Consider the following 22,091-nt stretch of genomic DNA (forward strand, 5'->3'; position numbering starts at 1 on the left):
GCGACAATCAGCGAAGCTCGAAAGCATCCTGGATTTGCTTGGCGCCCTCTTCCGCACTCATCTGGCCGGAAACAATCTCAACGGAGACGTCATTGACGACGCGGCCGACGGCGGCGCCCAGCGTCTGGTCGAAGAAGTTCTGGTGCCAGGTGGAACCGGCAAGCTGCTTGGCCGAATCCGCCAGCAGCGGGTTCTTGACCGCACCATCCGCACCCGTCGCAACGGGCAGGATCATGCCGGCTGCCGCCATCTTCTCTTCGCTTTCCTTGCTGGTCAGGAAGGCCGCGAAATCGATTGCTTCCTTGGACGCGTTTTTCGTGACCGCCCAGCCATTCAGGCCGCCCAGCGTATCGGTGGCCTTGCCCGCGCCGCCCTCGACGACGGGGAAGGCGAAGCGGCCGATATTGTCGGCGGCCAGCCCCTTGCCGTCACCGGCATTCTTGCGCTGATTGGCCTCGGTATTGTCGAAGCCAAGGATCATCGCCGCCTTGCCGTCACCGAAGACACCAAGTGCCTGTGGCCAGGTGGAGCCGAGATAACCGGGCTGGAAGGGTTCGAGCTTGCCGAATTCGGCCAGCTGTTCACCCGCCTTGATGATGGCCGGATCCATGAAACCTTCGCCCTCGCCCTTGCGGGCGGCATCGAACACGGCCTGCCCGCCATTGCGCATGACGAGATAGCTCCAGTAGAAATGGATCGGCCATTTTTCACCGCCGCCACCGGCGATCGGCACGATGCCCGCTTCCTTGATCTTCTTGACCGTGGCGCCGAGATCGTCCCAGCTCTTGATGTCCTCGGCCTTCACACCGGCCTTGGCAAACAGCGCCTTGTTATAAAAGAAGCTGACGAGGCTGACCTTGTAAGGCACGGCCCAGACCTTGCCATCGAAGGACAAGCCGTCGATTGCGGATGCATTATAGGCCTGCCGCAGCTTGCCGCCGTCAGCGTCGAAAACCTCGGTCAAATCCTTCAGCGCACCGGTCTTGGACTGTTCCTCAAGAACGCCGCCGCCCCAGCTATAGAAGAAATCCGGTACGTCGTTGGACTGTAAGAGGGTCGGCAATTTCGCCTTGAATGCCTCGTTTTCCAGGAATTGCAGCTGCACATCCACATCGGGATGCTTGGTCTCGAAATCCTTGGCAATCTCCTCCCAGACGGCCACGGCTTTCGGGTCCAGTTCCACATGCATCCATTTAACGACCGTTGCGGCCGAGGCGCTGGCCGCGCCGAGCATGAGAGCAATGCTTGTCGTTGCGGCAAAGCCTGTCAGCCTGCCGCTCAGGCTTGCGCCTGCGTGCCAAATCGTCATGATGATGATCCTCCCTCGGGGATTTCCTCATTTATTCCCCAATGCGGATTAATTCACATTAGGCCTCGCTCAATGTCAAGGCGCTATGCCGATTTTTTGCGCGAACCGCTTGACACACCCCTCCCCTACACCGTTATTTAATCCGCAACCCGACATAAATCGGTTCTCGAACCGGCATCGATCGCAGCAGGACACCATGAAGACCGCAGACCCAGAATTGATGCGCGCGATCAACAGGCTAAGCGTGCTGGACAGCATCCGCCGCCATGGGCCGATCTCGCGGGTGGAAATCAGCGAAAGAACGCAACTTTCCACCACCACCGTTTCGGCGATTACCGCCTCGCTGCTTGATGACGGACTGATTCTGACCCGTCATCTCGGCGATATCCGCACAGAAGGCGCGCGCGGCAGGCCGCGGGTGATGCTGGAACTGAACCCGGATGCTGCCCGCGTCGTGGGCGCCAAGATCGCCGCAAGCCGCATGGTCTTCGTCGTCACCGATTTCTGCGGCAATGTGCTATCCACCCTCGCCCTGCCGATCCGTGTCGATCGCCAGCCGATCGGCGTCATTGCCGATCTGGTGGAGGACGGCGTGCGGCGCTGCGTGGTCGATGCCGGTCTGTCGCTGGAAGATGTCGACATGGTCTGCCTCGGCCTTCCCGGCGTCATCGAGCATCGCACCGGGAAAATCCGCAGCAGCCCGATTTTGCGCGAGGTGAACGTCAATTTCGCCGAGGAAATGACATCGCGGCTGAGCTCGCCGACCATCATCGAAAGCGACGCCCACGCCATCACGCTTGCCCACCACTGGTTCGGCCATGCGCGCGATCTGGAAGACATGGTGCTGATTTCGCTCGAACAGACGCTCGGGCTTGGCGTTTTGCACCAGAATCAGCTGTTCCGTGGTGCCGGCGGCCTCAGCCACAATCTCGGTGACCTCGTCATCGGCCTTGCCAATGAAGGCACAGTGCGGCTGGCGAGCCAGGCGGGTGAAAACGCTATTTTAGGCTCGCGCCCGGTGGACGGGCGATTTGCCGAGGCCATCCGGCTTGGTCGCGGCATGCAGCATGCCCATGCGCTGATTGCGGCCGAAGATCACGATCTCATTGCGGCAGCCCTGCGCGCCGGCGCGGCACTGGGCCTGACACTTGCCAATATCGTTACACTGTTTGCACCGCCACGCGTCATCATCACCGGCTCCAGCCTTGAACTTGGCGAACCCTTCATTGCCAGCATCCGCGACAGTTACAACGCCGCCGTACCGCCTTCGCTGGCCGGCGTCGCGGAACTGGTTTTCGACGTTGCGAGCGATGAATTATGGGCGCAAGGGGCTGCAGCCGTCGCGCTTTACGAGCTTTACGAATCGCCATGGAACACAACAGGGCCGGCGCTCTAGCCGGCGAGGTTGAGCACGGGCTTCGGCATTTCTGATTTACGGGAGGAAATCACATGAACAAGGTCGGTATCGGCATCATCGGCTGCGGCAACATCTCCAGCGCCTATCTCAAGGCCATGGCGTCGTTTCCCATTCTCGACACTCGCGGACTGGCGGATATGAACGAGGAGGCTGCAAAGGCGCGGGCCGATGAATTCGGCCTTCAGGCAAAAAGCATCGACGCATTGCTGGCCGATCCCTCCGTGGAGATCATCGTCAACCTGACGATCCCCAAGGCGCATGTGGAGGTGGGCCTGCGCGCACTGGACGCCGGCAAACACGCCTATTCCGAAAAGCCGCTCGGCATTAATTTCGCCGAGGGCAAACGCCTTGCCGATGCGGCAAGGGCCAAGGGTCTGCGCATCGGCTCGGCCCCGGATACTTTCCTTGGCGGCGGCCACCAGACCGCACGCCGGCTGATCGATGAGGGCGTGCTCGGCCAGCCAGTCGGCGGAACGGCCACCTTCATGTGCCCCGGCCATGAGCGTTGGCACCCCAACCCAGCCTTTTATTACGAGGTTGGCGGCGGCCCGATGCTGGATATGGGCCCCTATTACATCACCGACCTCGTCAACCTGTTCGGCCCGGTGGCCAAGGTGGCGGGTTTTGCCATCGCACCGCGCAACGAACGCCTCATCACCAGCGAGCCGAAGAACGGCGAGAAAATACCCGTCCATGTCGCCACCCATGTTTCCGGCGTGCTGGCCTTCCAGAATGGTGCCGTGGTGCAGGTGGGTATGAGCTTCGATGTGGCAGGCCACAAACATGTGCCGCTGGAACTCTACGGCACGGAAGGCACGCTGCTCGTGCCCGATCCCAACCATTTCGGCGGCGAGGTGCAATTGCTGAAAAAGGGCGGCCAGTTCGAACCGCAGGCACTGTCGTCGCCTTATGCCGACGGTAATTACCGCTCCATCGGCGTCGCTGACATGGCCTATGCGATCCGCGAAAACCGGCCGCACCGCGCCAATGGCGATCTCGCCCTGCATGTGCTGGAGGTGATGGAAGCCTTCCAGACGGCATCGGACAGCGGCACCGCCGTTTCCATCACCACCAAGGCGGAGCGCCCTGCTCCGCTGGAAACATCGCTGGTCGACGGCCAGCTCGGCAAATAACCAAGTCATCCAATAATCCGGAGGAGGAAATAAATGCGTGAAGCACTCATCGTTTGGGGCGGCTGGAGCGGCCACGAGCCACAGGAATGCGCCACCATCGTCAAGGACATGCTGGAGGAGGACGGTTTCAAAGTCTATGTGGAGCACTCAACCGAGGCTTTTGCCGATCCTTCGGTGCATGATCTCAGCCTCGTCGTGCCCATCGTCACCATGTCGAAAATCGAGAAGGAAGAGATCAAGAACCTCACCGCCGCCGTCGAAAACGGTGTCGGCATCGCCGGTTTCCATGGTGGTGCTGGCGACAGTTTCCGCGAATGCGTCGAATATCAGTTCATGATCGGCGGCCAGTGGGTCGCCCATCCCGGCAATATCATCGACTATCACGTCAACATCACCCGCCCCGACGACCCGCTGATGGAGGGAATTTCCGATTTTCCCTACACGTCGGAGCAATATTACATGCATGTCGACCCCTCCAACGAGGTGCTGGCGACGACGAAATTCACTGGCGATCACGCCTGGTGGATCGACGGCGTGGTGATGCCGGTGGTGTGGAAGCGCAAATACGGCAAGGGCCGCGTTTTCTATTCGGCGCTCGGCCATCAGGCCAAGGAGTTTTCCGTGCCGCAGATGAAGACCATGTTCCGCCGCGGCGCCAACTGGGCGGCGCGGTGAGATTGTCGGGAGTTCTCTCCCCACGCGACGCCATCCTCGGCCTTGTGCCGAGGATCTAACCACGCATCAAAAATCAATCGGCAGCGGATCCTCGGTACAGGCCCGAGGATGACCGAGGACAGGTTTTTACGTTGCCGACAACAAGAGGGGATGAAACTGCCCCTCAACCCCGCACGATCTCTTCCGCAGCCATCGCAACACCCAGCACATGCTCATCCATTCCATGCAGGCCGGAGAGCAGCAGCCCCACGGGCATTCCCGCCTCGCCTGTTCCGCATGGAATGGAAACACCGCAGAGATCTAGAAAATTGCCGATCTGGGTGTTACGCAGGGTCTTCGCATTCATGGCAAAGAAGGCATCGTCATCATCGACAAGCGGCGCGACCTTTGCGGCCACATGCGGCAATGTCGGTGACACCAGCAGTTCGTCCTTGCCGATCATGCCCATAAACGCCGCCGTCATGCTCTCGCGCGCCTCGATAATGGCGATGTAGTCGGGCATGGAGATATTTGCGCCAAGCTTCGTTCGGGCAACAACGCGCGGGTCAATACGTGCGGCATCCGCACCTTCCAGCCGGGCTTTATGCAGGGCAAAAGCTTCCGCCGTTACCAGCGCGCCCTTTTGCCTGATAAGCTCGAACAGTTCCGAAAAGATCGGAAATGCCTGTCGCCGCACCGAAGCACCGGCGTGAACTAGCCGCTCCACCGCCTGCTCGAAAGCAGCCGCAACGCCATCCTCAACTGCATCGAAAAACACTGTCTCTGGCACCACCAGCGATAGGCCGGAAAAAGGTGAGCGCACCACATCAGCCGTGGCCTTGCCGCGCATGGCCGCATCCACCCAGACGGCATCCTGCACGGTGCGGGTGAGTGGCCCAAGCGAATCAAGGCTTTTCGCCAGGGGATAAACACCGCGCATCGAATAACGGCCGCGGCTTGCCTTGTAGCCTACCACGCCGTTGAAAGCGGCGGGAATGCGCACCGATCCGCCGGTATCCGTACCGATCGCCACTGGCACGAGACCGGCGGCCACAGCCACACCCGCACCGGAAGACGAACCACCGGGCAAACGATGGCCATCCTGTGAGGCGGGATTGCGCGGCGTGCCATAATGCGGATTGATGCCGAGACCGGAAAAAGCAAACTCGCTCATATTGGTGCGGCCGATGGAGACCATGCCCGCCTGCTTCAGCGCCGTCACCACATCTGCGTCGCGGGCAGCAGGCGCATCGTTCGACAGCACGGTCGATCCGGCAGTGGTTGCCACGCCCGCGAGATCGAAAAGATCCTTCCATGCCACCGGAATGCCATCGAGTACACCACAGGAGCGGCCTTCGCGAATACGTTTCGATGCCGCTTCCGCCTCCGCCATGGCGCGCTCTGCCGTCAGGCAGATAAAAATCGCCTGGTCATCGTCCTTACCGATCGCATCGAGCGTCTCCTCCACCAAACTACGTGGATCGAGATGGCCGCTCTGGATCAGAACCGAAAGTTGTGCGATGTTCTTGCCCTTGTGAGCCATGATATCTTCCCTGAAACCGGCATGTTGCGCACAACATGCCGTTTATCCGCTCCTTGGCAAGGTCAATTGTCGCCCCCATGCAGCCGGAAATCCACCTTGAAGAACACGTAAAGCGTGTCATAAAGTCTTGGTGGCGTCGCCACAGAATATAATCGCCAGCACCCGGTTTTTTCAACCCGGGGCGTAGGCAAGCAGCGCCTTATATAAGAGACGACTATAAAAAGACGGATTAATTCTTAATCGCATCTAAACTTTGTTGAATTATTTAGCATACAGCATTGAAATGCATGCCCTATAAAAATTCCATAAAACAATCATAACGCGACATCGCGGGGGAATATCGCGAATGGAAGAGACTGCCTATCGGGGGATAGATAGACAGACTGAACCCGGCCACACGCTTGACTTAACGACGCAGCCGGAAAATGGCCGGTTTTCGCGCCGCCGTTCGCTTGCCAGCAAGATAACCCTGATATTTCTGGGCGGTGTGATCTTCGCCTACAGCATCGGTGCGCTCGTCGGCTGGTACATGTTCGTTGCCGCCGCCAGCGAGCAATGGCTCAATCAGGCCCGCGTCAATTCGCAGATCGCCAGCGCGACGCTGCGCAGCATCTATACCTATGTCAGCGTTACCGCCGACGACGGCGGCCAGGTCAACGGCATATTGACCGACAAGCCGATCGGCGACGACGAATCCATTCTCGTTACCGGCTTCAATCCCAGCGATGTTCTCGCCCTCATCGGCGCACAGACCAAAAATGCCGTCTGGCTTTTCCGCTATGACGAGACCGATGCCGGCTTCAGACAAATCGCCGCAGCCTTCGATAACGCCACAGATGACGCTGAAAAGCCGCTCGCGACGGATCCCATTTTCGCCAAGGATGGTGTGGCGGCACGTTTTGCCACCGGCTTTGCGACCATTGGTGAGTCCAGCCATTATATCGGCCTGCTGCCGATCATCAGCACGGAGACAAAAAAGCCGATTGGTGCGGTTGCCGTCAGTATCGGCGGTTCGGATGCGCTTTACGGCGCGCAGCGCAAGCTGATCTACAATTCGCTCGCCGCCCTGATCGTGGTGCTGACGGTCACAGGCGTTCTCGTAACGGTGATCGCCCGGCATTTCCTGAAGCCCGTTCCGGCTCTGGTGCAGGCGACACTGCGGATCGCCCGTGAGGAAACCGATATTGTCACGCCGTTTCAGGAACGCAGAGACGAGATCGGTGACATGGCAACGGCCATCGAAACCTTGCGCGAAGCGGTTCTGGAACGCGGGCGCCTCAGGCAGATACGGGATATGGCGGAACAGCTGGAACATATGGCGCATCACGATGCGCTGACCGGTCTTCCCAACCGCGTATTGCTGAGGAAAACGCTGGAAAACCGTCTCGACCATCTCGCCGCATCCGGCCAGCCATTCAACGTCATGCTGCTCGACCTCGACCGCTTCAAGGCGGTCAATGATACGCTCGGCCACGCCGCCGGCGATGCGTTGCTGGTGGCCGTCGCTTCACGGATTTCCTCCGTGCTCGGTGAAAACGACATGGTGAGCCGGCTCGGTGGCGACGAATTCGCCATCATTCAGGCGGGAAGCGACGACTACCGCGCAGATGCGGCCCTGTTGGCAAAGCGGGTGGTGCACGCAGTCTCACGCAGCTTCAATCTTGAAGGCAGCGACATCAGCGTCGATACCAGCATCGGCATCGCCTGCGCGCCGGATCACGGAACCTCAGCCACCCAGCTTCTGCAGCAGGCCGATCTCGGACTTTACCGCGCCAAATCCATGGGCTGCGGCCTTTTCGTTTTTTACGAGCCCGGTATGGACATGGCGGCGCAGCACAAGCACGCGCTGGAAATAGACATGAAATCCGCCCTCGAAAACCACGAATTCGAGCTGCATTACCAGCCCGTGGTCAATCTGCAGAGCGGCCGCATCGTCGCCTATGAAGCGCTTGCCCGCTGGCGGCACAGCAAGCTCGGCCTCATAACGCCGGACCGCTTCATCGCCATTGCCGAAGAAAACAACTTCATCAAGCCGCTCGGCGAATGGGTTCTGGCGCAGGCCTGCATGGATGCCATGGCCTGGCCGAAGGACATCAGGCTCGCCGTCAATCTTTCTGCCGTCCAGCTCGGCAATGACGACATCGTCCCCGTTGTCGATCGCGCCCTTGAAACATCCGGTTTTCCGGCGGAACGGCTGGAGCTGGAAGTGACGGAAACGGCGATGCTGGAGCGCGACAGCAGCGCCAGAGCCTTGAAGCTGCTGAAAGAAAGAGGCGTCCGTCTCGCCCTTGACGATTTCGGCACCGGTTACGCCGGTTTGAGCACGCTGACCCATGTGGCCTTCGACAAGATAAAGATAGACCGCGAATTCGTCTCCGGCCTGCCCACCAATCCCATGTGTTCGGCGATCGTCAACACCATCATCGACATGGCCGATCAGATCGGCCTGAAGGTGACCGCCGAGGGCGTGGAAAACAGTGAACAGGTCGCCGCACTCAAGCTTTGCGGGTGCGACGAGGCTCAGGGTTATTATTTCGCCGAACCGGCGCCACTTGCGCACATCCTCAAAAATCGCGCCATCATCACGCCGGCCGGTAAAGACGGGTTTGGCGGCGGGGACGGTCAGTCGCTGCGCGACACCGGGCGTCCGATACAGGAAACCTATAACCCGCCACAAAAAGCGATTTGAGAAACCGGCCGCCGGCCAAAAGGAAATAACATGCGTCTTGCGGTATTTTGCCTTTTCGTCACATGCTTTGCCCCCATCACCCCGCTGCAGGCCGCCAGCGAAGGCGACACGCTGCAGCAGATTGCCAGGACCGCAAAAATCCGCATCGGTTACCGCGAAGCCGAGCCGCCTTTTTCCTACCAACTGCCGAATGGAGAGGTGACGGGTTTTTCGACCGATCTCTGTCGGACGATCAGTGAGGATATCCGAAAGAAGCTGAAGCTCGACAGGCTTGACCTCGAATATGTCAAAGCCACGCCCGCCACCCGCTTCATTCTCATCCGCAGCGGCCAGATCGACATCGAATGCGCCGCCACGACCAATAACAGCGAACGCCGGAAAATCGTCGATTTCTCCTATCCGAATTTCATGACCTCAACGCAGTTTCTATCGCGCAGGCAGGACAATCTGAAAATCCTTGCCGATCTGGCTGGCCGTTCCGTCACCTCCGCTTCCGGCACCGTCAATATCGAACAGCTGAATGCCATAAACCGGGAAAAGAACCTCAATATCTCGGTCATGCCGACGAAAACCAATGAGGAGGCCTTCGAACTCGTCGTTGCCGGCAAGGCCTCCGCTTTCGTCATGGATGGCATCCTGCTTGCAGCCTTGGCTGCGACGTCAGAAAACCCGAACCTCTATGCATTATCAGAGGAAACGCTGAGCGCACCAGAACCCTATGGGCTGGTTTTCCGGCGCGACGATCGGGCCTTCAAAGCCGCCGTCAATGAAAGCCTCAAGCAGATTTTCGCCGGTCCCGCCATTCACGACCTCTATGAAAAATGGTTCACCAAGCCCATTCCGCCCAACAGTATGAACCTGAACCTGCCGATGGCGGCTACTTTGAAACAGGCCTACGAACATCCGAGTGAATATCGTGACTGAGGGCGCTCCCTCCCACCTGCATTTTATGAAGACATGTTTTGGCAGATCATTTTAGCTGGAGATGCGCGATGCAGAGATCGACATTGGGGCTTGCATTCGGAATTTTAAGTCTTTTATCCACCCACGCGGCAAGTGAAGACAGCCAGCCGCCGACGCTCGAAACCATTGCCAGAACCGGCACCATCCGGCTGGGTTATGCCGATCACAATATTCCCTTTTCCTATCTCGGCACTGGCACAGAACCGATCGGCTATAGCATCGAGCTTTGCCTGAGGGTGGCGGATTCCATCAAGAAGAAACTGGGCTTGCCGGAACTGAAGATCGACTTCGTCAAACGCACCCCCAGCAACCGCATTACGCTTCTCAATGACGGCACGATCGACATGGAATGCGTGGCGAGTACCAATACGGAGGAAAGACGCAAGGCGGTGTGGTTTTCCTACAGCCATTTCATCACCGGCACGCGTTATGTGGCGCTGAAATCCAGCCGCTTGAACACGGTTGCCGATCTTGCTGGCCGCACCGTGGTGGTAACGACCGGAACCATCAATATCAGCCAGTTGAATGTGCTCAACCGCAAGCTGGGGCTGAACGTCGCCGTTCTGCAGAATGACAGCACTGAGGGCGGTTTCGAGATGGTGACGGAAAACCGCGCCTCCGCCTTTGTCATGGACGATATTCTTCTGCGGTCCTTCGTCGCTGAAACAGGCAAGCCGGACGACTATTCCATTTCCAACGAATATCTCGCCCCGCCGCAGCCCTATGGCCTGATGCTTCGCCGCGGCGATACCGGTTTTCGGGATGCGGTCAACCAAGCGTTGGGGCAAATCTATGAGAGCGGCGAAATCGAAAAAATCTACGATAAATGGTTCAATACGCCGATACCGCCGAACGGCATCAACCTGAAGCGCCCGCTGCCCGGCGATCTGGCCGAGGCGTTTCGAAAGCCGGTCGATACGACGGCCGAGAAATAAAAACGCCGCCCTGCGAGGGGCGGCGTTTTTCGCAAAATATCTTATGCAGCGCGCAAATCCGCGCTCAACGGTATCTCGACATCGATCTCCAAGATGGAGACATGCTCGTCGCGATCCATCTTCACATGCACCCTATCGCTGTCGATCTGCACATGCTTGGCGATCACGGCGAGAATTTCTTCCCGCAGGACAGCGACGAGATCGGTTCCCGACGATGCCCTCTCGTGGGCAAGCAGCACCTGCAGGCGTTCACGCGCAAGCGGTGCCGACTTCTGTTTACGGAAGAGACTGAAGATGCTCATGCAGCCCTCCTTGCAAAGATCTTGGAGAAGATGCCACGCTTCTCACCGGGGATGACAACCGGAATGTCCTCGCCGGAGAGGCGGCGAGCGGCATCGAAATAGGCCATGGCCGGGGCGCAGCGGGCATCCGCCAGCGTGACGGGCGCGCCAACGTTGGAAGCGCGCAGCACGTCCGTGCTTTCGGGGATGATGCCGAGCAGCGGAATGGAGAGGATTTCCAGAACGTCATCCACCTTCAGCATGTCGCCACGTTCGGCGCGGGCGGAATCGTAACGCGTCAGCAGCAGATGCTTTTCCATGCGCTCGCCGCGTTCAGCCTTCAGCGTCTTGGAATCCAGCAAGCCGATGATGCGGTCGCTGTCGCGCACCGAGGAGACTTCCGGGTTGGTGACGACAACGGCCACATCCGCATGGCGCATGGCCAGCGTCGCACCACGTTCGATGCCGGCCGGGCTGTCGCAGATCACCCAGTCGAAATGTTTCTTCAACTCGTTGATGACCCATTCGACACCTTCCGGCGTCAGATTGTCCTTGTCGCGCGTCTGCGAGGCAGGCAGCAGGAACAACGTCTCGAGGCGTTTGTCGCGGATCAGCGCCTGCGTCAGCTTGGCATCACCCTGAATGACGTTGACGAGATCGTAAACCACCCGGCGTTCAGCACCCATGACGAGATCGAGGTTACGCAGGCCGACATCAAAATCGACGACCACGACCTTCTGCTTGTTCTGCGCCAGCGCGGCGCCAAGCGCTGCAGTCGAGGTGGTCTTGCCAACCCCGCCCTTGCCGGAAGTAACAACGACTACCTTCCCCATATGGCTCTCCTGTTCCAATAGTTGTTTCTCTGTTTTATCAGCCAAGTTTTTCGGCCTTGATCGTATCGTTTTCCAGCCACAGCTGGACCGGCTGGCCGCGCAGCTTTTCGTCGATGTCTTCGGCAACCTTGTAGACGCCATCAATGGCCAGAAGCTCCGCCTCGAGCTTGCGGCAGAAGATGCGCGCCGAGACGTTGCCGAGCGAACCGGCCATGGCACGCCCACGCAGGGCGCCGTAGATATGCACCGAACCGCCGGCGATGATTTCCGCACCCGAGGCGACCGAACCGATAACCGTCACATCCCCTTCGGGAAACATGATCGACTGGCCGGAGCGAACCGGCTCGTTGATGACCAGCGACTGCACCACGGCACGGATCTCGCCCGCAGCACGCGGCTTTTCTTCCGGCAATTCCGCAGCGACAGCAACCGGCTCCACCTCGACATCGGAAGCGGGCTTCCCGCCCTTCAGCGACGGCGGCATGCCCGGCTCGATCATCGAAGGGCGAACGCCCTCAATGCCCATGATACCGACATTGCGCTCCGTCAACGCAGCAAGGAGCGACTTCAGTCCCGCCTTGTCGAGTGTCAGTTCCGACACATCCAGAACAACCGGACGCGACAGGAAGAAACCGGCCGAGCGGGCGGCGAGATCATCAAGCCTTTCCAGCCATTGATCGACCGGAGATTCGGGAGACAGGACGACCGCGAGGAAGGAGCGGCCTTTGATACGGATCGAACGCTGGTCTGTTAGCACTTTGGTCATCTTGGTAAACAAATCGTTGACAATTAGGTACCTCGAATATGGTTAACAAATGGTTAACGGCGCCCTTAAGGCGACAGTTTCGTTAAGAAATTTTCACCAGGAAAAATCTCAAGCAAAACATTCAAAAACGTCAATTAGCTTTTGATTTTGCACATTTCCATCACTTGCGAAAACTCATGATAGTGGCTGAGCCTTGCTGCAACCTGACGCTCCGTGAGACCGGATCCACCGCCAGCATCCCTAACCCATCTCACCCGAGTCGGTAAGATGCGAACCGTCCGATTCCGGGACACTATCCGCCGTCAGCCGGATGCCCGCCCTGGGCTTCCAAGCGGGAAAAAGCGATTTCGTTATGCCCTCCGATGCTATAGACACGGGGGGCAAGCCCGACACCTTCAACGGAAGAATGAAATGCACAGCAAAGTCCCACCGCAGAACCAGACATTTTCGCAAGACTATGCCGCTTTCCTGTTCGACATGGATGGAACGCTGCTCAATTCGATTGCTGTGGTGGAGCGGGTCTGGCGCGAATGGGCCGTGGATAACGGCATAGAGCCCAACGCCTTCCTGCAGCGCATTCACGGCATGCGCGCTTCGGAAGTGGTGCGCCGCGAGGCGGTTCCAGGTCTCGATGTCCAGGTAGAGGCCGATATGCTGCTGCAAAAGGAAATGGACGATGTGGACGGCATCCTTCAGATTCCTGAAGCGGCTGCATTTCTCGAGAAATTGCCGGCCGGCAAATGGGCCATCGTCACCTCGGCTGCCCGCGCGCTTGCTGAACGCCGGCTGGCAGCGGCGGGCCTCACACCGCCCCCGGTTATGATCTGCGCCGAAGACGTGGTGAACGGCAAGCCGGACCCGGAAGGATACAAAAAGGCAGCGGAAAAGCTCGGCGTCTCGCCGGAACGCTGCATTGTCTTCGAAGACGCGCCCGCCGGTATTCAGGCTGGAGAAAGCATGGGCGCGACAGTGGTGGTCATCAACGCCACCCATTCCCATCCCATCGAAACGCCGCATCTTTCCATTGCCGGTTATGGTGAACTGGATGTCAGCATCAGCGAGGATGGCAGCTTGAAACTTACAGGCAGCAAGGGCTGAAGGGCCGACCACGAAACGCGCGAAACAATGATTTCGTTCGCAGGTAGGTCTCCCGGTCCGCCAACGCCCCCCATATGCAACGTCATCCTAGCGCCTCTCCCGGGCATAACGGAGACTGAGGAGTACCGCGCTGTCACGTCCGTCGTCGGACGGTGGCGAGCGCGCCGCCGAATGCCTTGGCGAAACTCTCCCGATCATCAGGGTTGAGAAACGAACCGATATCGGTCGCCCGCCCCTCGCCCGTCACATGCATGGAGACGATGCCGATCTCGTCGTGCCGCCGCACCTTGAAGCGCGCCCAGAAGGGATTAAAGCGATGTTCCACCATGCGCCCGGCCGGAGAAAATTTGCGGATCGACAGGCTGGTGCGGGAGATGCGGACCTCTTCCCGTGCTTTTGCGGCGCGATAATTGGCGCGGAAAGCGAGGTAGAGCAGCAGAAAATCCAGCCCGAAGAACAGGCCGACCGGCCATGCCCCGGTGGCGAGGAAAAAGCCGCCATAGATCAGGCAGGCGAGCCCCGACAAGGCAAGAAGCAGCCGGAAACCCCTTCTTCCAAGCGAACGGTGCGGAACGAGTTCCGCCGCGAAAATCGGTTGGTCGTTGAGCGTATCCACGTTGCTTTCCTTCGGGCGGGCTGGCTATAGATAGACCATGACAGTCGCCAAAAAACGATCCAGCACCCAAACCTTGAAAAAGTCAAATCCGGCATCCGTGCGTAAGCCGGCACGGGTGAAGACGGCCTATTCGAAGGACGAGCTGACCGAAATCTTTCGACGTTTTTCCATTCATCGGCCGGAGCCGAAAGGCGAGCTGGAACACACCAACCCCTTTACCCTGCTGGTAGCGGTAGCGCTTTCGGCGCAGGCGACCGATGTCGGCGTGAACCGGGCGACAAGGGCGCTGTTCAAGGTGGCCGACACGCCGGAAAAGATGCTGGCGCTCGGCGAAGAACAGCTGATTGGCCATATCAAGACCATCGGCCTTTATCGCAACAAGGCGAAGAACGTCATCGCCCTGTCGCAGATGCTGATCGACAACTTCGGCGGCGAAGTGCCGAAGACCCGCGAAGAGCTGGTCATGCTACCCGGCGTCGGCCGCAAGACGGCCAATGTGGTAATGTCAATGGCCTTCGGCGTACCCACGCTTGCGGTGGATACCCATGTGTTCCGCATCGCCAACCGGCTCTGTCTTGCGCCGGGGAAAACCCCGGACGAGGTGGAAGACCGGCTCGTCCGCATCATTCCCGAGCAATATCTGTTCCATGCCCACCACTGGCTGATCCTGCACGGGCGTTATTGCTGCAAGGCGCGCAAGCCGGAATGCGAGCGCTGCGTGATCGCCGATATCTGCAAATCGCCGGAAAAGACCTTCGATATTCCAGCGCCGCTGGTGGAGTTACCCGCGCAGCTGTTCGGCGCGGCCGGCGGCGAATAAGGGGTCACGCCGGCTGACGGCCTTGTGAAGATGAACCATCATCGAGGCGGCGAAAAGCGGCGTCAAAAGGTTGAGGAACGGGATGGCCAGAAAAGCGGCGATCACCAGACCGGCCATGAACACCGTAGTGCGGTGTTTGGAGCGGAACAACCTTGCCTCGGCAGGCGAGCGGAAACGCATTGCCGCGAATTCGAAGAATTCCCGGCCGAGCAGATAGCCGTTCACCAGGAAAAACGCGATGAGGTTGACGCCCGGTACCAGCAGCAGCAAAAGCGCAATGAGGTTGCCGGCAATAACGACACCGAAGAACTTGATCGACGACAGCACGGCCTCGCCAATGGGCATTGCCTTGCCCGGCGGATCATCGGGATAGGTCTTTTTCTCCACCACTTCGGCGACATCGTCGAGAAACAGGCCGGCGATGACGGCGGTGACCGGCGAAATCAGCAATGCCAGCGCCAGCGCCAGTCCTATGCCGGCAAAAATCGCAAAAACGAAGGTCAGCCACCCCGCCCAGTCCGGTACGCCGGGGATAAGCGTATCCACCCATGGCAGGGCGAAGTAGATAAAGATGGAGCGGATGGCGAACCACAGTGCCGCCAGCACGAGAAGCGTGAGCCCCAAAACCTTCCAGAACACCGACCGGGTCTCGGTCGCAAAGAGATTTTGGAATGCCAGCCTCGCTGCATCAAGAATCATTCGGAACTCCCCTGGGGCCTCTCGCGTTGAAATTCTCTGACCAGACGACAGATAAGAACTGGGCCTGCGCTCTGCAAGATTGGGTAAAAACCGCCAAACGTCTGAAATTAAACCGGAGATGGAATTTCCCTTGAATAAAAGGTATCTCTAAAATATAATAATCCATCTATAATATTTCGCATTCCTGTCCGGTGGAGGGCAAGGCCGGGAAAGCTTCCCCACCGTCAAAACGCGGTTCGCACGCCCGTTTCGGGCGCGCGGATGCATCATCGTTCAATAAAGATAAAAGAATGAGGCGTTGGTGGAAAAGCTGCTGTTGAATCTTACCCGTGCCATGAAGGCCGGCACACCTTCCGAGCGCAAGATCGCCAAATATCTGATCGAGCATCTGGATGAGCTACCTTTCGAAACGGCGCAGACGCTGGCCGCCAAGCTCGGCCTCAGCCCGATGACGGTCGGCCGTTTCTTACGTTCGCTCGGCTATCGGCAGTTCAGCGACATTCGCGCGGATCTGCGCCATGCGGAACAGACGGCTGGCCCGGATCAGCCAACGATTGGTGAAAGCGGAGAGCGCCAGTCCAACCCGTTTTCCCAGCTCCTCTCACAGCAAATCCAGGCCATCCAGACCGCATTCGACATGACCGCCCAGCCAATGTGGCGTCTGGCGATGGCAGAAATCGCCTCGGCAGCCGATGTTTTTCTGGCGACATCGCCGGAAGGTCTTGGGGCCACGCGTCAATTCCATGGACGGCTTCTGGAGTGTCGCGGCCACGTCCATTATCTCGGCAGCGACAGTGCGGCCTATGTCGCCCTGTGGGATTTCGAACCGGCCCAGACGCTTCTCGTCATCATGGATTGCGGTGGCAGCCTCTCGCCCCTGCAGCACCTTTCGGCAACCGCACGCAAAGGCGGCTACAGAACCCTGTTGATCACCACCCGGTTTTACGAATGGGGTCCTGAAAGCGCCGATATCTGTCTTGCGCTGCCTCAAGCCCAGAATGGCGGTCAGGGCCTGCTGCAACTCGTCTCTTTGATGGAATTTACCCTCTGCAGCCTGGTGGCGGAAGCCGATGAAACACGCAAAACGCGGATGAAAAACCTCTCCGGCCTGAAGCGTTCGCTGGGCATTTGATCTACGCCCTAGGGCGGGCGGGCATATAAATCAAGCGATTGCAGCTTGTTTCTTCTCCCCGTCGGGGAGAAGGTCGCGGCAGCGGGATGAGGGGGCGAGGGTAGAGATATGCGGAGAGCTTACCCCCTCATCCGACCCTTCGGGCCACCTTCTCCCCGACGGGGAGAAGAAACAAGCCGCACCCGTCAGCCATATTTCCGCCTTGCCATTTGCCTTGATAAGTCAGAGGCTCTCCAGCTCCTGGCGATGACGGTGCATGGCGAGAAAACGGCGGTAATCCCGTTGATAACGGGGCGTGAGCTCCGGATTTCCGGTAATTTCCGCATTGCCCGGATACATGGCCGCGCCAGCCGCTTCAATACTCGCATGCACACCGCCGGCCGCTGCCGCCGTCATCGCCGTGCCAAGCAGTACGGCATCGGCGGTGGCGGGAACCACGATGCGCTTGCCCGTCACATCGGCGTAAAGCTCCATCAAGAGCGGGTTCTTCACATGCCCGCCGGTGACGTGCAGGCTTTCGACCGAATAACCGAAGCGCTCCATGGCGTCGAGCACATGGCGCGCGCCGAGCGCAATCGCCACGGCGGTGCGCCAGTAAAGGCGGCAGAGACTGTCGAAGGATGTATCCAGCGTCAGCCCGCTGATAACACCGACAGCATGGGGATCGGCAAGCGGCGAGCGGTTTCCGTGAAAATCCGGCAGCACATGCAGCCGCTCGGCAAACGCCTCACCCTCAAGCGCGCGCAATTCCGTTACCCGCGCAACGATGCGGGCATGCAGTGCCGTGTCCGGCTCACCGCCAGCCGCATGCATGCGCACGATATGATCAAGCAGCGCCCCGGTCGCCGATTGCCCACCCTCTACCAGCCAGTGGCCGGGCAGGATCGCCTGCCAATAGGGACCCCAGAGGCTGTGGCCAGGCATCTGCCGCTCGGACATGGCAACGAGACAGCTTGAGGTGCCGGCGATCAGTGCCACGTGCCGACCGACATCGTCCGAAAGGCAACCGCCCAGCGCACCGAGCGCTCCGGCATAGGCGTCGATCATGCCCGCGGCCACCTGGCAGCCGGTATCGAGACCGAGTTCAGTCGCCGCCTCGGGCGAAAGCGGGCCGATGCTATCACCCGGCATTACCGTGGTTTCGGGCAGCCCTGCCCGCTCTCTCAAATCGGCAAGGCCCGCCAATTCCAGATAATCCGCCTGCCAGCCGGGATTTTCCTGCGCCAGGAAATTCCACTTCGCGGTCTGCGTGCAATTTGAGCGCTGCGCTGAACCGGTCGCTTTCCACGTCAGAAAATCCGCCAGATCAAAGGCGAAGGACATGCGCGCCCAGCTTGCCGGCATATGGGCCTTCAGCCACATCAGCTTCGGCATCTGCATTTCCGGCGAGACGCTGTTGCCGGCAAAATCCAGCACCCGGTGGCCGGATGCCGTCAGCCGGTCGGCCTCGCCTATCGCCCGATGATCGAGCCAGACGATGGTGTCGAACCTGTCTTCACCCGTCACGGAAACTGAAACCGGCTCTCCCCGCGCGTCGCGAATGACAAGCGAACAGGTGGCGTCAAACCCGATGGCGGCGACGCTTTGCGGCAGAATGCCGGCATCGGCAAGGGCTGCTTTCACAGCAATGCAGACAGCATTCCAAATATCGGTGGAATCGTGCTCGGCGTGGTTTTCACGCGGACGCTGCATCAGGATCGGGTGGGTGGAGCGGGCGAGAAGCCTGCCGGTCGGATCGAAAATGCCAGCACGCGCGCTGGCTGTACCGACATCGACAGCGACGAGATTTTGACGCATCAAGACTGCAATTCCATCCCTTGCGCAACGACCCGGCGACGGCGGCAGGCAAAATCTGCTTCAGCCCGCATCACGCTCCACTTGGCCGTCAAAACCGCCCTTCCCCACATAGCTGACGACAAGGTGGACCAAATCCGGCATCGCGTCAAACACGGCATCCGCCCCAAGCCCGGCGATCTTTTCGCGGAATGCGGGAAAGCGCGCATGCGAGCCGCCGGTGAAGGCAAAAACGCCCATGCCTGCGGCCTTTGCGGCGGCAATGCCGGCCGGGCTGTCCTCAATCACGATGCAGTGACGCGGCTCGACGCCCATTTCGCGCGCCGCATGCAGGAACAGATCGGGCGCCGGCTTGCCGTTCTTCACCATGGTGGCGCTGAAAACATGCGGCTCGAACCGGCCAATCAGGCCGGTCAGCCCCAGCGAATAACGGATGCGTTCCGGCTGGCTTGAGGAAGCAACGCAGCGCCGCAGCGGCAGGAGCCTGTCGAGCGTTACGGCAATGCCGTCGATTGACCGAAGCTCGGTGCGGAAACGCTCGAACAGCGTCGCCCGCATATGGTCGAGAAAATCGATGTCGGTTTCGACACCGTAATCCTCAAACAGCGTCGCCGTCATGCTGGCTACACTGCGGCCAAGAAAGCGTTCATAGGCCTCTTCCTCCCCCATCGTCACGCCGAGATGGGAGAGCATGTCGAGGAGGACGGAAATGGAGACCGGCTCGCTATCGACGAGAACGCCGTCGCAATCGAAAATCAAAAGAGGCCCGGTTTCGTCTTCCATCTCGCGGTCACTTTTCAGCCAGCTTGTCATTCAGATAAAGCTGCAAGGTCTTCGCCGTGCCTTCTTGCCACAGCGTCTTCAATGCATGGGCGAAGCGTTTACGGAAAAGCTCCGATTCGGCAACCTCTCCGAAAATATCGTCAAGCGCGAGGAAGGCCATCGGATCGTCCTTCGCCTTGATGGCCGCCGCCTGAAGCCGGTCGGCGCTGGCATCGTTGAAGGCGATTTCCTTGCCGCTATCGGAAGTACCCTGGAAATAACGGCACCAGAGCGCCGAAACCAGCGACAGGCCGACAATATCTTCACCGCGCGCCAGACGGTCGGTGGTGGAAGGCAGAATGAATTTCGGCTGGCGGTTGGAACCGTCCTGCGCCAGACGCGGAATGGTGTCGCCGATCTTCGGATTGAGGAACCGCCGTTCGATCAGCCCGAAATAATCGGCAAGATTTGTATCCGGAACCGGCGGAATGACCGGGATGATCTCTTCATTCTCAAGCTTCGCCAGAAATGCCCGGATCAGCGGATGTTCCATCGCCTCATGCACGAAATGGATATCGAGCAGCGCCGCCGGATAGGCAATTGCCGCATGGCCGCCATTGAGGATACGGATTTTCATGTGCTCATAGGGTGCGACGTCCCTGACGAACTGCACGCCCGCCTTTTCCAGCGCCGGGCGACCGGCGGGGAAATTATCCTCCATCACCCATTGCTTGAACTCCTCGCAGAAAACAGGCCAATTGTCCTCGATGCCAAAATCGTCGCGGGCAATATTGCGTTCGCGCTCGCCGGTAGCAGGCGTGATGCGGTCAACCATGGAATTGGGGAACGCGACGTTTTCACCGATCCAGTCGCCGAAGGCCGGATCGGACAAGGCCGCCAGCCCGACCACCGCATTTTTCGTGACCTTGCCATTATGAGGAATGTTGTCGCAGGACATGACGGTGAAGGGTTGCAGCCCTTTGTCGCGCCGTGCCTTCAGCCCGGCGACGATCAGGCCGAACACGGTTTTCGGCGTAGCCGGGTTCTTCCCGTCTTCGGCAATGGCCGGATGCTGCGGGTTGAAGGAACCGGAAGCATCGATGAAATAACCGCCCTCGGTAATCGTCATCGACACGATGCGGATTTTCGGATCGGCGAGCGTATCGATGATGGCCTTGGTGTCGCCGACCTTCAGAATGTCGATCATCGGCCCGGTGACACGCGCGCCGGTGCGGTTATTGTCCTGCTCCACCACCGTCGTCAGGAAATCCTGCGCGGCGAGTTTTTCGCGCATCGTGGCATCCGACGGCAGAACGCCCGCGCCGATGATGGCGAAGTCATGATCCGCGCCCGTGTTGAACAGGTCATCGAGATAGACCGCCTGATGGGCGCGGTGGAAATTGCCAACGCCGAAATGCACGATGCCGGCGGAAAGATCGGTCCGGGAATAGGCCGGAACAGCCGCGGTTTTTCTGGCTTCGTCAAGCGTTGCGAGGGAGAGTTTGCATGTCATGTCACGATCCTCGAAGGGGAAACGTTGTTCGTGCCAAGGCCGGGCGGCAGGCGCCCGATACTCAGCTCATCCAATTGCCGCCGTCGACATTGTAAGTCTGGGCGACGATGTATTCGGCCTCATCGGAGGCAAGGAAGATCGCCATGCCGGTCAGATCCTCGGCACGGCCCATGCGGCCGAAGGGCACCGCCTCACCGACCAGCCGCTTCTTTTCCCCGGCGGGGCGGTTTTCATATTTCGCAAACAGCGCATCCACACCGTCCCAGTGCTCGCCATCGACCACGCCCGGCGCAATCGCATTGACGTTGATACCATGCTTGATGAGATCGAGACCGGCCGATTGGGTGAGACTGATGACGGCGGCCTTGGTGGCGCAATAGATCGCCACCAAGGCCTCGCCGCGCCGGCCCGCCTGACTTGCCATGTTGATGATCTTGCCGCCTTTTCCCCGAGCGATCATTGTTTTTGCGGCGGCCTGCATCATGAACAGCGTGCCTGATACGTTGATCGAAAACAGCCGCTCGTAGCTCTCGCGTTTGATCTCGACAATCGGCGCGAGGTCGAAGAGCGCGGCATTGTTGATGAGGATATCGAGCCCACCGGTCTGGCCCTCAACCGTGCGGATGGCGGTGTCGATGGAATGCTGCTTGGTCACATCAAGTTCGACGGCATAGGCATTCTCGCCGATCTCGCGGGCGGTCTTGCTGGCGCGCTCGAAATCGATATCGGCAATGGCGACCGTTGCGCCCTCACGCAGATAGGCTTCTGCAAAGGCGCGGCCGATGCCGCGCGCCGAGCCTGTTATCAGCGCGGATTTGCCTTCCAGTCTTCCCGTCATATCGCCCCACCCTTGTCATCGAACCTGTGGATCTTGGTCTCATCCGGGGTGATGAAGACGGTATCGCCATGCCTGCATTCGAACTCGCCATCGGTCCTTGCGGTGATCGGGCCGATGCCATCGACCTCGAGATGCAGGAAGGTATCCGATCCGAGATGTTCGGCAACCGTCACCTTGCCCTGCCACAGCCCACTTTCCTTCGACAGCAGCAGATGTTCGGGCCGCACGCCGGCGGTGGTGGCGTTCTTGCTGCGGGCGAAGTCGCCGGTGATGAGGTTCATGCGCGGCGAGCCGAT

At 59.4% G+C, this 22,091-nt stretch carries 21 protein-coding genes; 9 read left to right on the forward strand and 12 right to left on the reverse strand.

What is annotated here, in order from left to right:
* Positions 1–7 precede the first annotated feature (7 nt).
* The gene (locus AKG12_RS23780; protein WP_052820682.1) at positions 8–1,309 is read right to left on the reverse strand and encodes an ABC transporter substrate-binding protein; all 1,302 of its coding nucleotides are present in this window, start codon (positions 1,307–1,309) and stop codon (positions 8–10) included.
* 196 nt (positions 1,310–1,505) lie between these two features.
* Between AKG12_RS23780 and AKG12_RS23785 the strand changes: the two genes are divergently transcribed.
* The 3 genes from AKG12_RS23785 to AKG12_RS23795 are packed head-to-tail and all read left to right on the forward strand — an operon-like array spanning position 1,506 to position 4,534.
* A complete protein-coding gene (locus AKG12_RS23785) occupies positions 1,506–2,705 on the forward strand; it encodes an ROK family transcriptional regulator (RefSeq protein ID WP_052820683.1) in 1,200 nt (399 codons plus the stop codon).
* A 53-nt stretch (positions 2,706–2,758) separates the two neighbouring features.
* Complete coding sequence (locus tag AKG12_RS23790; RefSeq protein ID WP_052820684.1) at positions 2,759–3,859, forward strand: Gfo/Idh/MocA family protein; 1,101 nt, start codon at positions 2,759–2,761, stop codon at positions 3,857–3,859.
* 33 nt (positions 3,860–3,892) lie between these two features.
* Positions 3,893–4,534, forward strand: coding sequence for a ThuA domain-containing protein (locus AKG12_RS23795; protein WP_003523774.1), 642 nt, complete (start codon positions 3,893–3,895; stop codon positions 4,532–4,534).
* Positions 4,535–4,697: 163 nt separating this feature from the next.
* Here the strand turns inward: AKG12_RS23795 and AKG12_RS23800 are convergent, their stop codons facing one another.
* The gene (locus tag AKG12_RS23800) at positions 4,698–6,056 is read right to left on the reverse strand and encodes an amidase (RefSeq protein WP_052820685.1); all 1,359 of its coding nucleotides are present in this window, start codon (positions 6,054–6,056) and stop codon (positions 4,698–4,700) included.
* Between the two features lie 346 nt (positions 6,057–6,402).
* Between AKG12_RS23800 and AKG12_RS23805 the strand changes: the two genes are divergently transcribed.
* From AKG12_RS23805 to AKG12_RS23815, 3 genes are all read left to right on the forward strand, one after another.
* Positions 6,403–8,745: an EAL domain-containing protein gene (locus AKG12_RS23805; protein WP_052820686.1), complete on the forward strand. Its 2,343-nt coding sequence runs from the start codon at positions 6,403–6,405 to the stop codon at positions 8,743–8,745.
* A 30-nt stretch (positions 8,746–8,775) separates the two neighbouring features.
* Positions 8,776–9,669 (forward strand): amino acid ABC transporter substrate-binding protein, encoded by an 894-nt coding sequence (locus AKG12_RS23810; protein ID WP_052820687.1) that lies wholly within the window; start codon positions 8,776–8,778, stop codon positions 9,667–9,669.
* A 68-nt stretch (positions 9,670–9,737) separates the two neighbouring features.
* A complete protein-coding gene (locus AKG12_RS23815) occupies positions 9,738–10,643 on the forward strand; it encodes an amino acid ABC transporter substrate-binding protein (protein ID WP_052820688.1) in 906 nt (301 codons plus the stop codon).
* 41 nt (positions 10,644–10,684) lie between these two features.
* Here the strand turns inward: AKG12_RS23815 and minE are convergent, their stop codons facing one another.
* From minE to minC, 3 genes are read right to left on the reverse strand one after another with little or no spacing between them, the layout of a single operon-like run.
* Entirely contained in the window at positions 10,685–10,945 is a 261-nt protein-coding gene (gene minE, locus AKG12_RS23820) for a cell division topological specificity factor MinE (protein WP_046802074.1), read from the reverse strand.
* On the reverse strand, positions 10,942–11,757 hold the full coding sequence (minD, locus tag AKG12_RS23825; RefSeq protein ID WP_046802075.1) for a septum site-determining protein MinD: 816 nt from the start codon (positions 11,755–11,757) through the stop codon (positions 10,942–10,944). Before minD ends, minE begins: the two co-directional genes overlap by 4 nt.
* A 37-nt stretch (positions 11,758–11,794) precedes the next feature.
* Positions 11,795–12,523, reverse strand: coding sequence for a septum site-determining protein MinC (gene minC, locus AKG12_RS23830; protein WP_046802076.1), 729 nt, complete (start codon positions 12,521–12,523; stop codon positions 11,795–11,797).
* 411 nt (positions 12,524–12,934) lie between these two features.
* Between minC and AKG12_RS23835 the strand changes: the two genes are divergently transcribed.
* Complete coding sequence (locus tag AKG12_RS23835; RefSeq protein WP_052820689.1) at positions 12,935–13,621, forward strand: HAD family hydrolase; 687 nt, start codon at positions 12,935–12,937, stop codon at positions 13,619–13,621.
* A 133-nt stretch (positions 13,622–13,754) separates the two neighbouring features.
* Here AKG12_RS23835 and AKG12_RS23840 read toward each other — a convergent pair whose 3' ends face one another.
* Positions 13,755–14,237 carry a DUF2244 domain-containing protein gene (locus AKG12_RS23840; RefSeq protein ID WP_046802078.1) on the reverse strand — a complete coding sequence of 161 codons (483 nt, stop codon included), beginning with the start codon at positions 14,235–14,237 and terminating at the stop codon, positions 13,755–13,757.
* A 37-nt stretch (positions 14,238–14,274) separates the two neighbouring features.
* Here AKG12_RS23840 and nth point away from each other — a divergent pair, with 37 nt between their 5' ends.
* Positions 14,275–15,057, forward strand: a complete 783-nt coding sequence (gene nth, locus AKG12_RS23845) for an endonuclease III (protein WP_052820690.1) — start codon at positions 14,275–14,277, stop codon at positions 15,055–15,057.
* On the opposite strand, the gene AKG12_RS23850 is transcribed toward nth, so the two are convergent.
* Entirely contained in the window at positions 15,019–15,756 is a 738-nt protein-coding gene (locus AKG12_RS23850; protein ID WP_052820691.1) for a sulfate transporter family protein, read from the reverse strand. The two genes, nth and AKG12_RS23850, sit on opposite strands and share 39 nt — an antisense overlap.
* A 298-nt stretch (positions 15,757–16,054) precedes the next feature.
* Here AKG12_RS23850 and AKG12_RS23855 point away from each other — a divergent pair, with 298 nt between their 5' ends.
* Positions 16,055–16,888: a MurR/RpiR family transcriptional regulator gene (locus AKG12_RS23855; protein ID WP_052820692.1), complete on the forward strand. Its 834-nt coding sequence runs from the start codon at positions 16,055–16,057 to the stop codon at positions 16,886–16,888.
* Positions 16,889–17,110: 222 nt separating this feature from the next.
* On the opposite strand, the gene AKG12_RS23860 is transcribed toward AKG12_RS23855, so the two are convergent.
* The 5 genes from AKG12_RS23860 to AKG12_RS23880 all read right to left on the reverse strand — a co-directional run.
* A complete protein-coding gene (locus tag AKG12_RS23860) occupies positions 17,111–18,685 on the reverse strand; it encodes an FGGY-family carbohydrate kinase (RefSeq protein WP_052820693.1) in 1,575 nt (524 codons plus the stop codon).
* Between the two features lie 60 nt (positions 18,686–18,745).
* Complete coding sequence (locus tag AKG12_RS23865; RefSeq protein ID WP_052820694.1) at positions 18,746–19,465, reverse strand: HAD family hydrolase; 720 nt, start codon at positions 19,463–19,465, stop codon at positions 18,746–18,748.
* A gap of 7 nt (positions 19,466–19,472) precedes the next feature.
* Positions 19,473–20,957: a mannitol dehydrogenase family protein gene (locus tag AKG12_RS23870; protein ID WP_052820695.1), complete on the reverse strand. Its 1,485-nt coding sequence runs from the start codon at positions 20,955–20,957 to the stop codon at positions 19,473–19,475.
* A 61-nt stretch (positions 20,958–21,018) separates the two neighbouring features.
* Positions 21,019–21,795, reverse strand: a complete 777-nt coding sequence (locus tag AKG12_RS23875) for an L-iditol 2-dehydrogenase (protein ID WP_052820696.1) — start codon at positions 21,793–21,795, stop codon at positions 21,019–21,021.
* Positions 21,792–22,091, reverse strand: a 300-nt coding sequence (locus AKG12_RS23880) for a TOBE domain-containing protein (protein WP_156316082.1), incomplete at its 5' end; no start/stop codon positions are given. The genes AKG12_RS23875 and AKG12_RS23880, both read right to left, overlap by 4 nt.

Origin of the sequence: Agrobacterium sp. SUL3, assembly GCF_001263295.1 — a bacterium.
GTDB classification, from domain to species: domain Bacteria; phylum Pseudomonadota; class Alphaproteobacteria; order Rhizobiales; family Rhizobiaceae; genus Agrobacterium; species Agrobacterium tomkonis.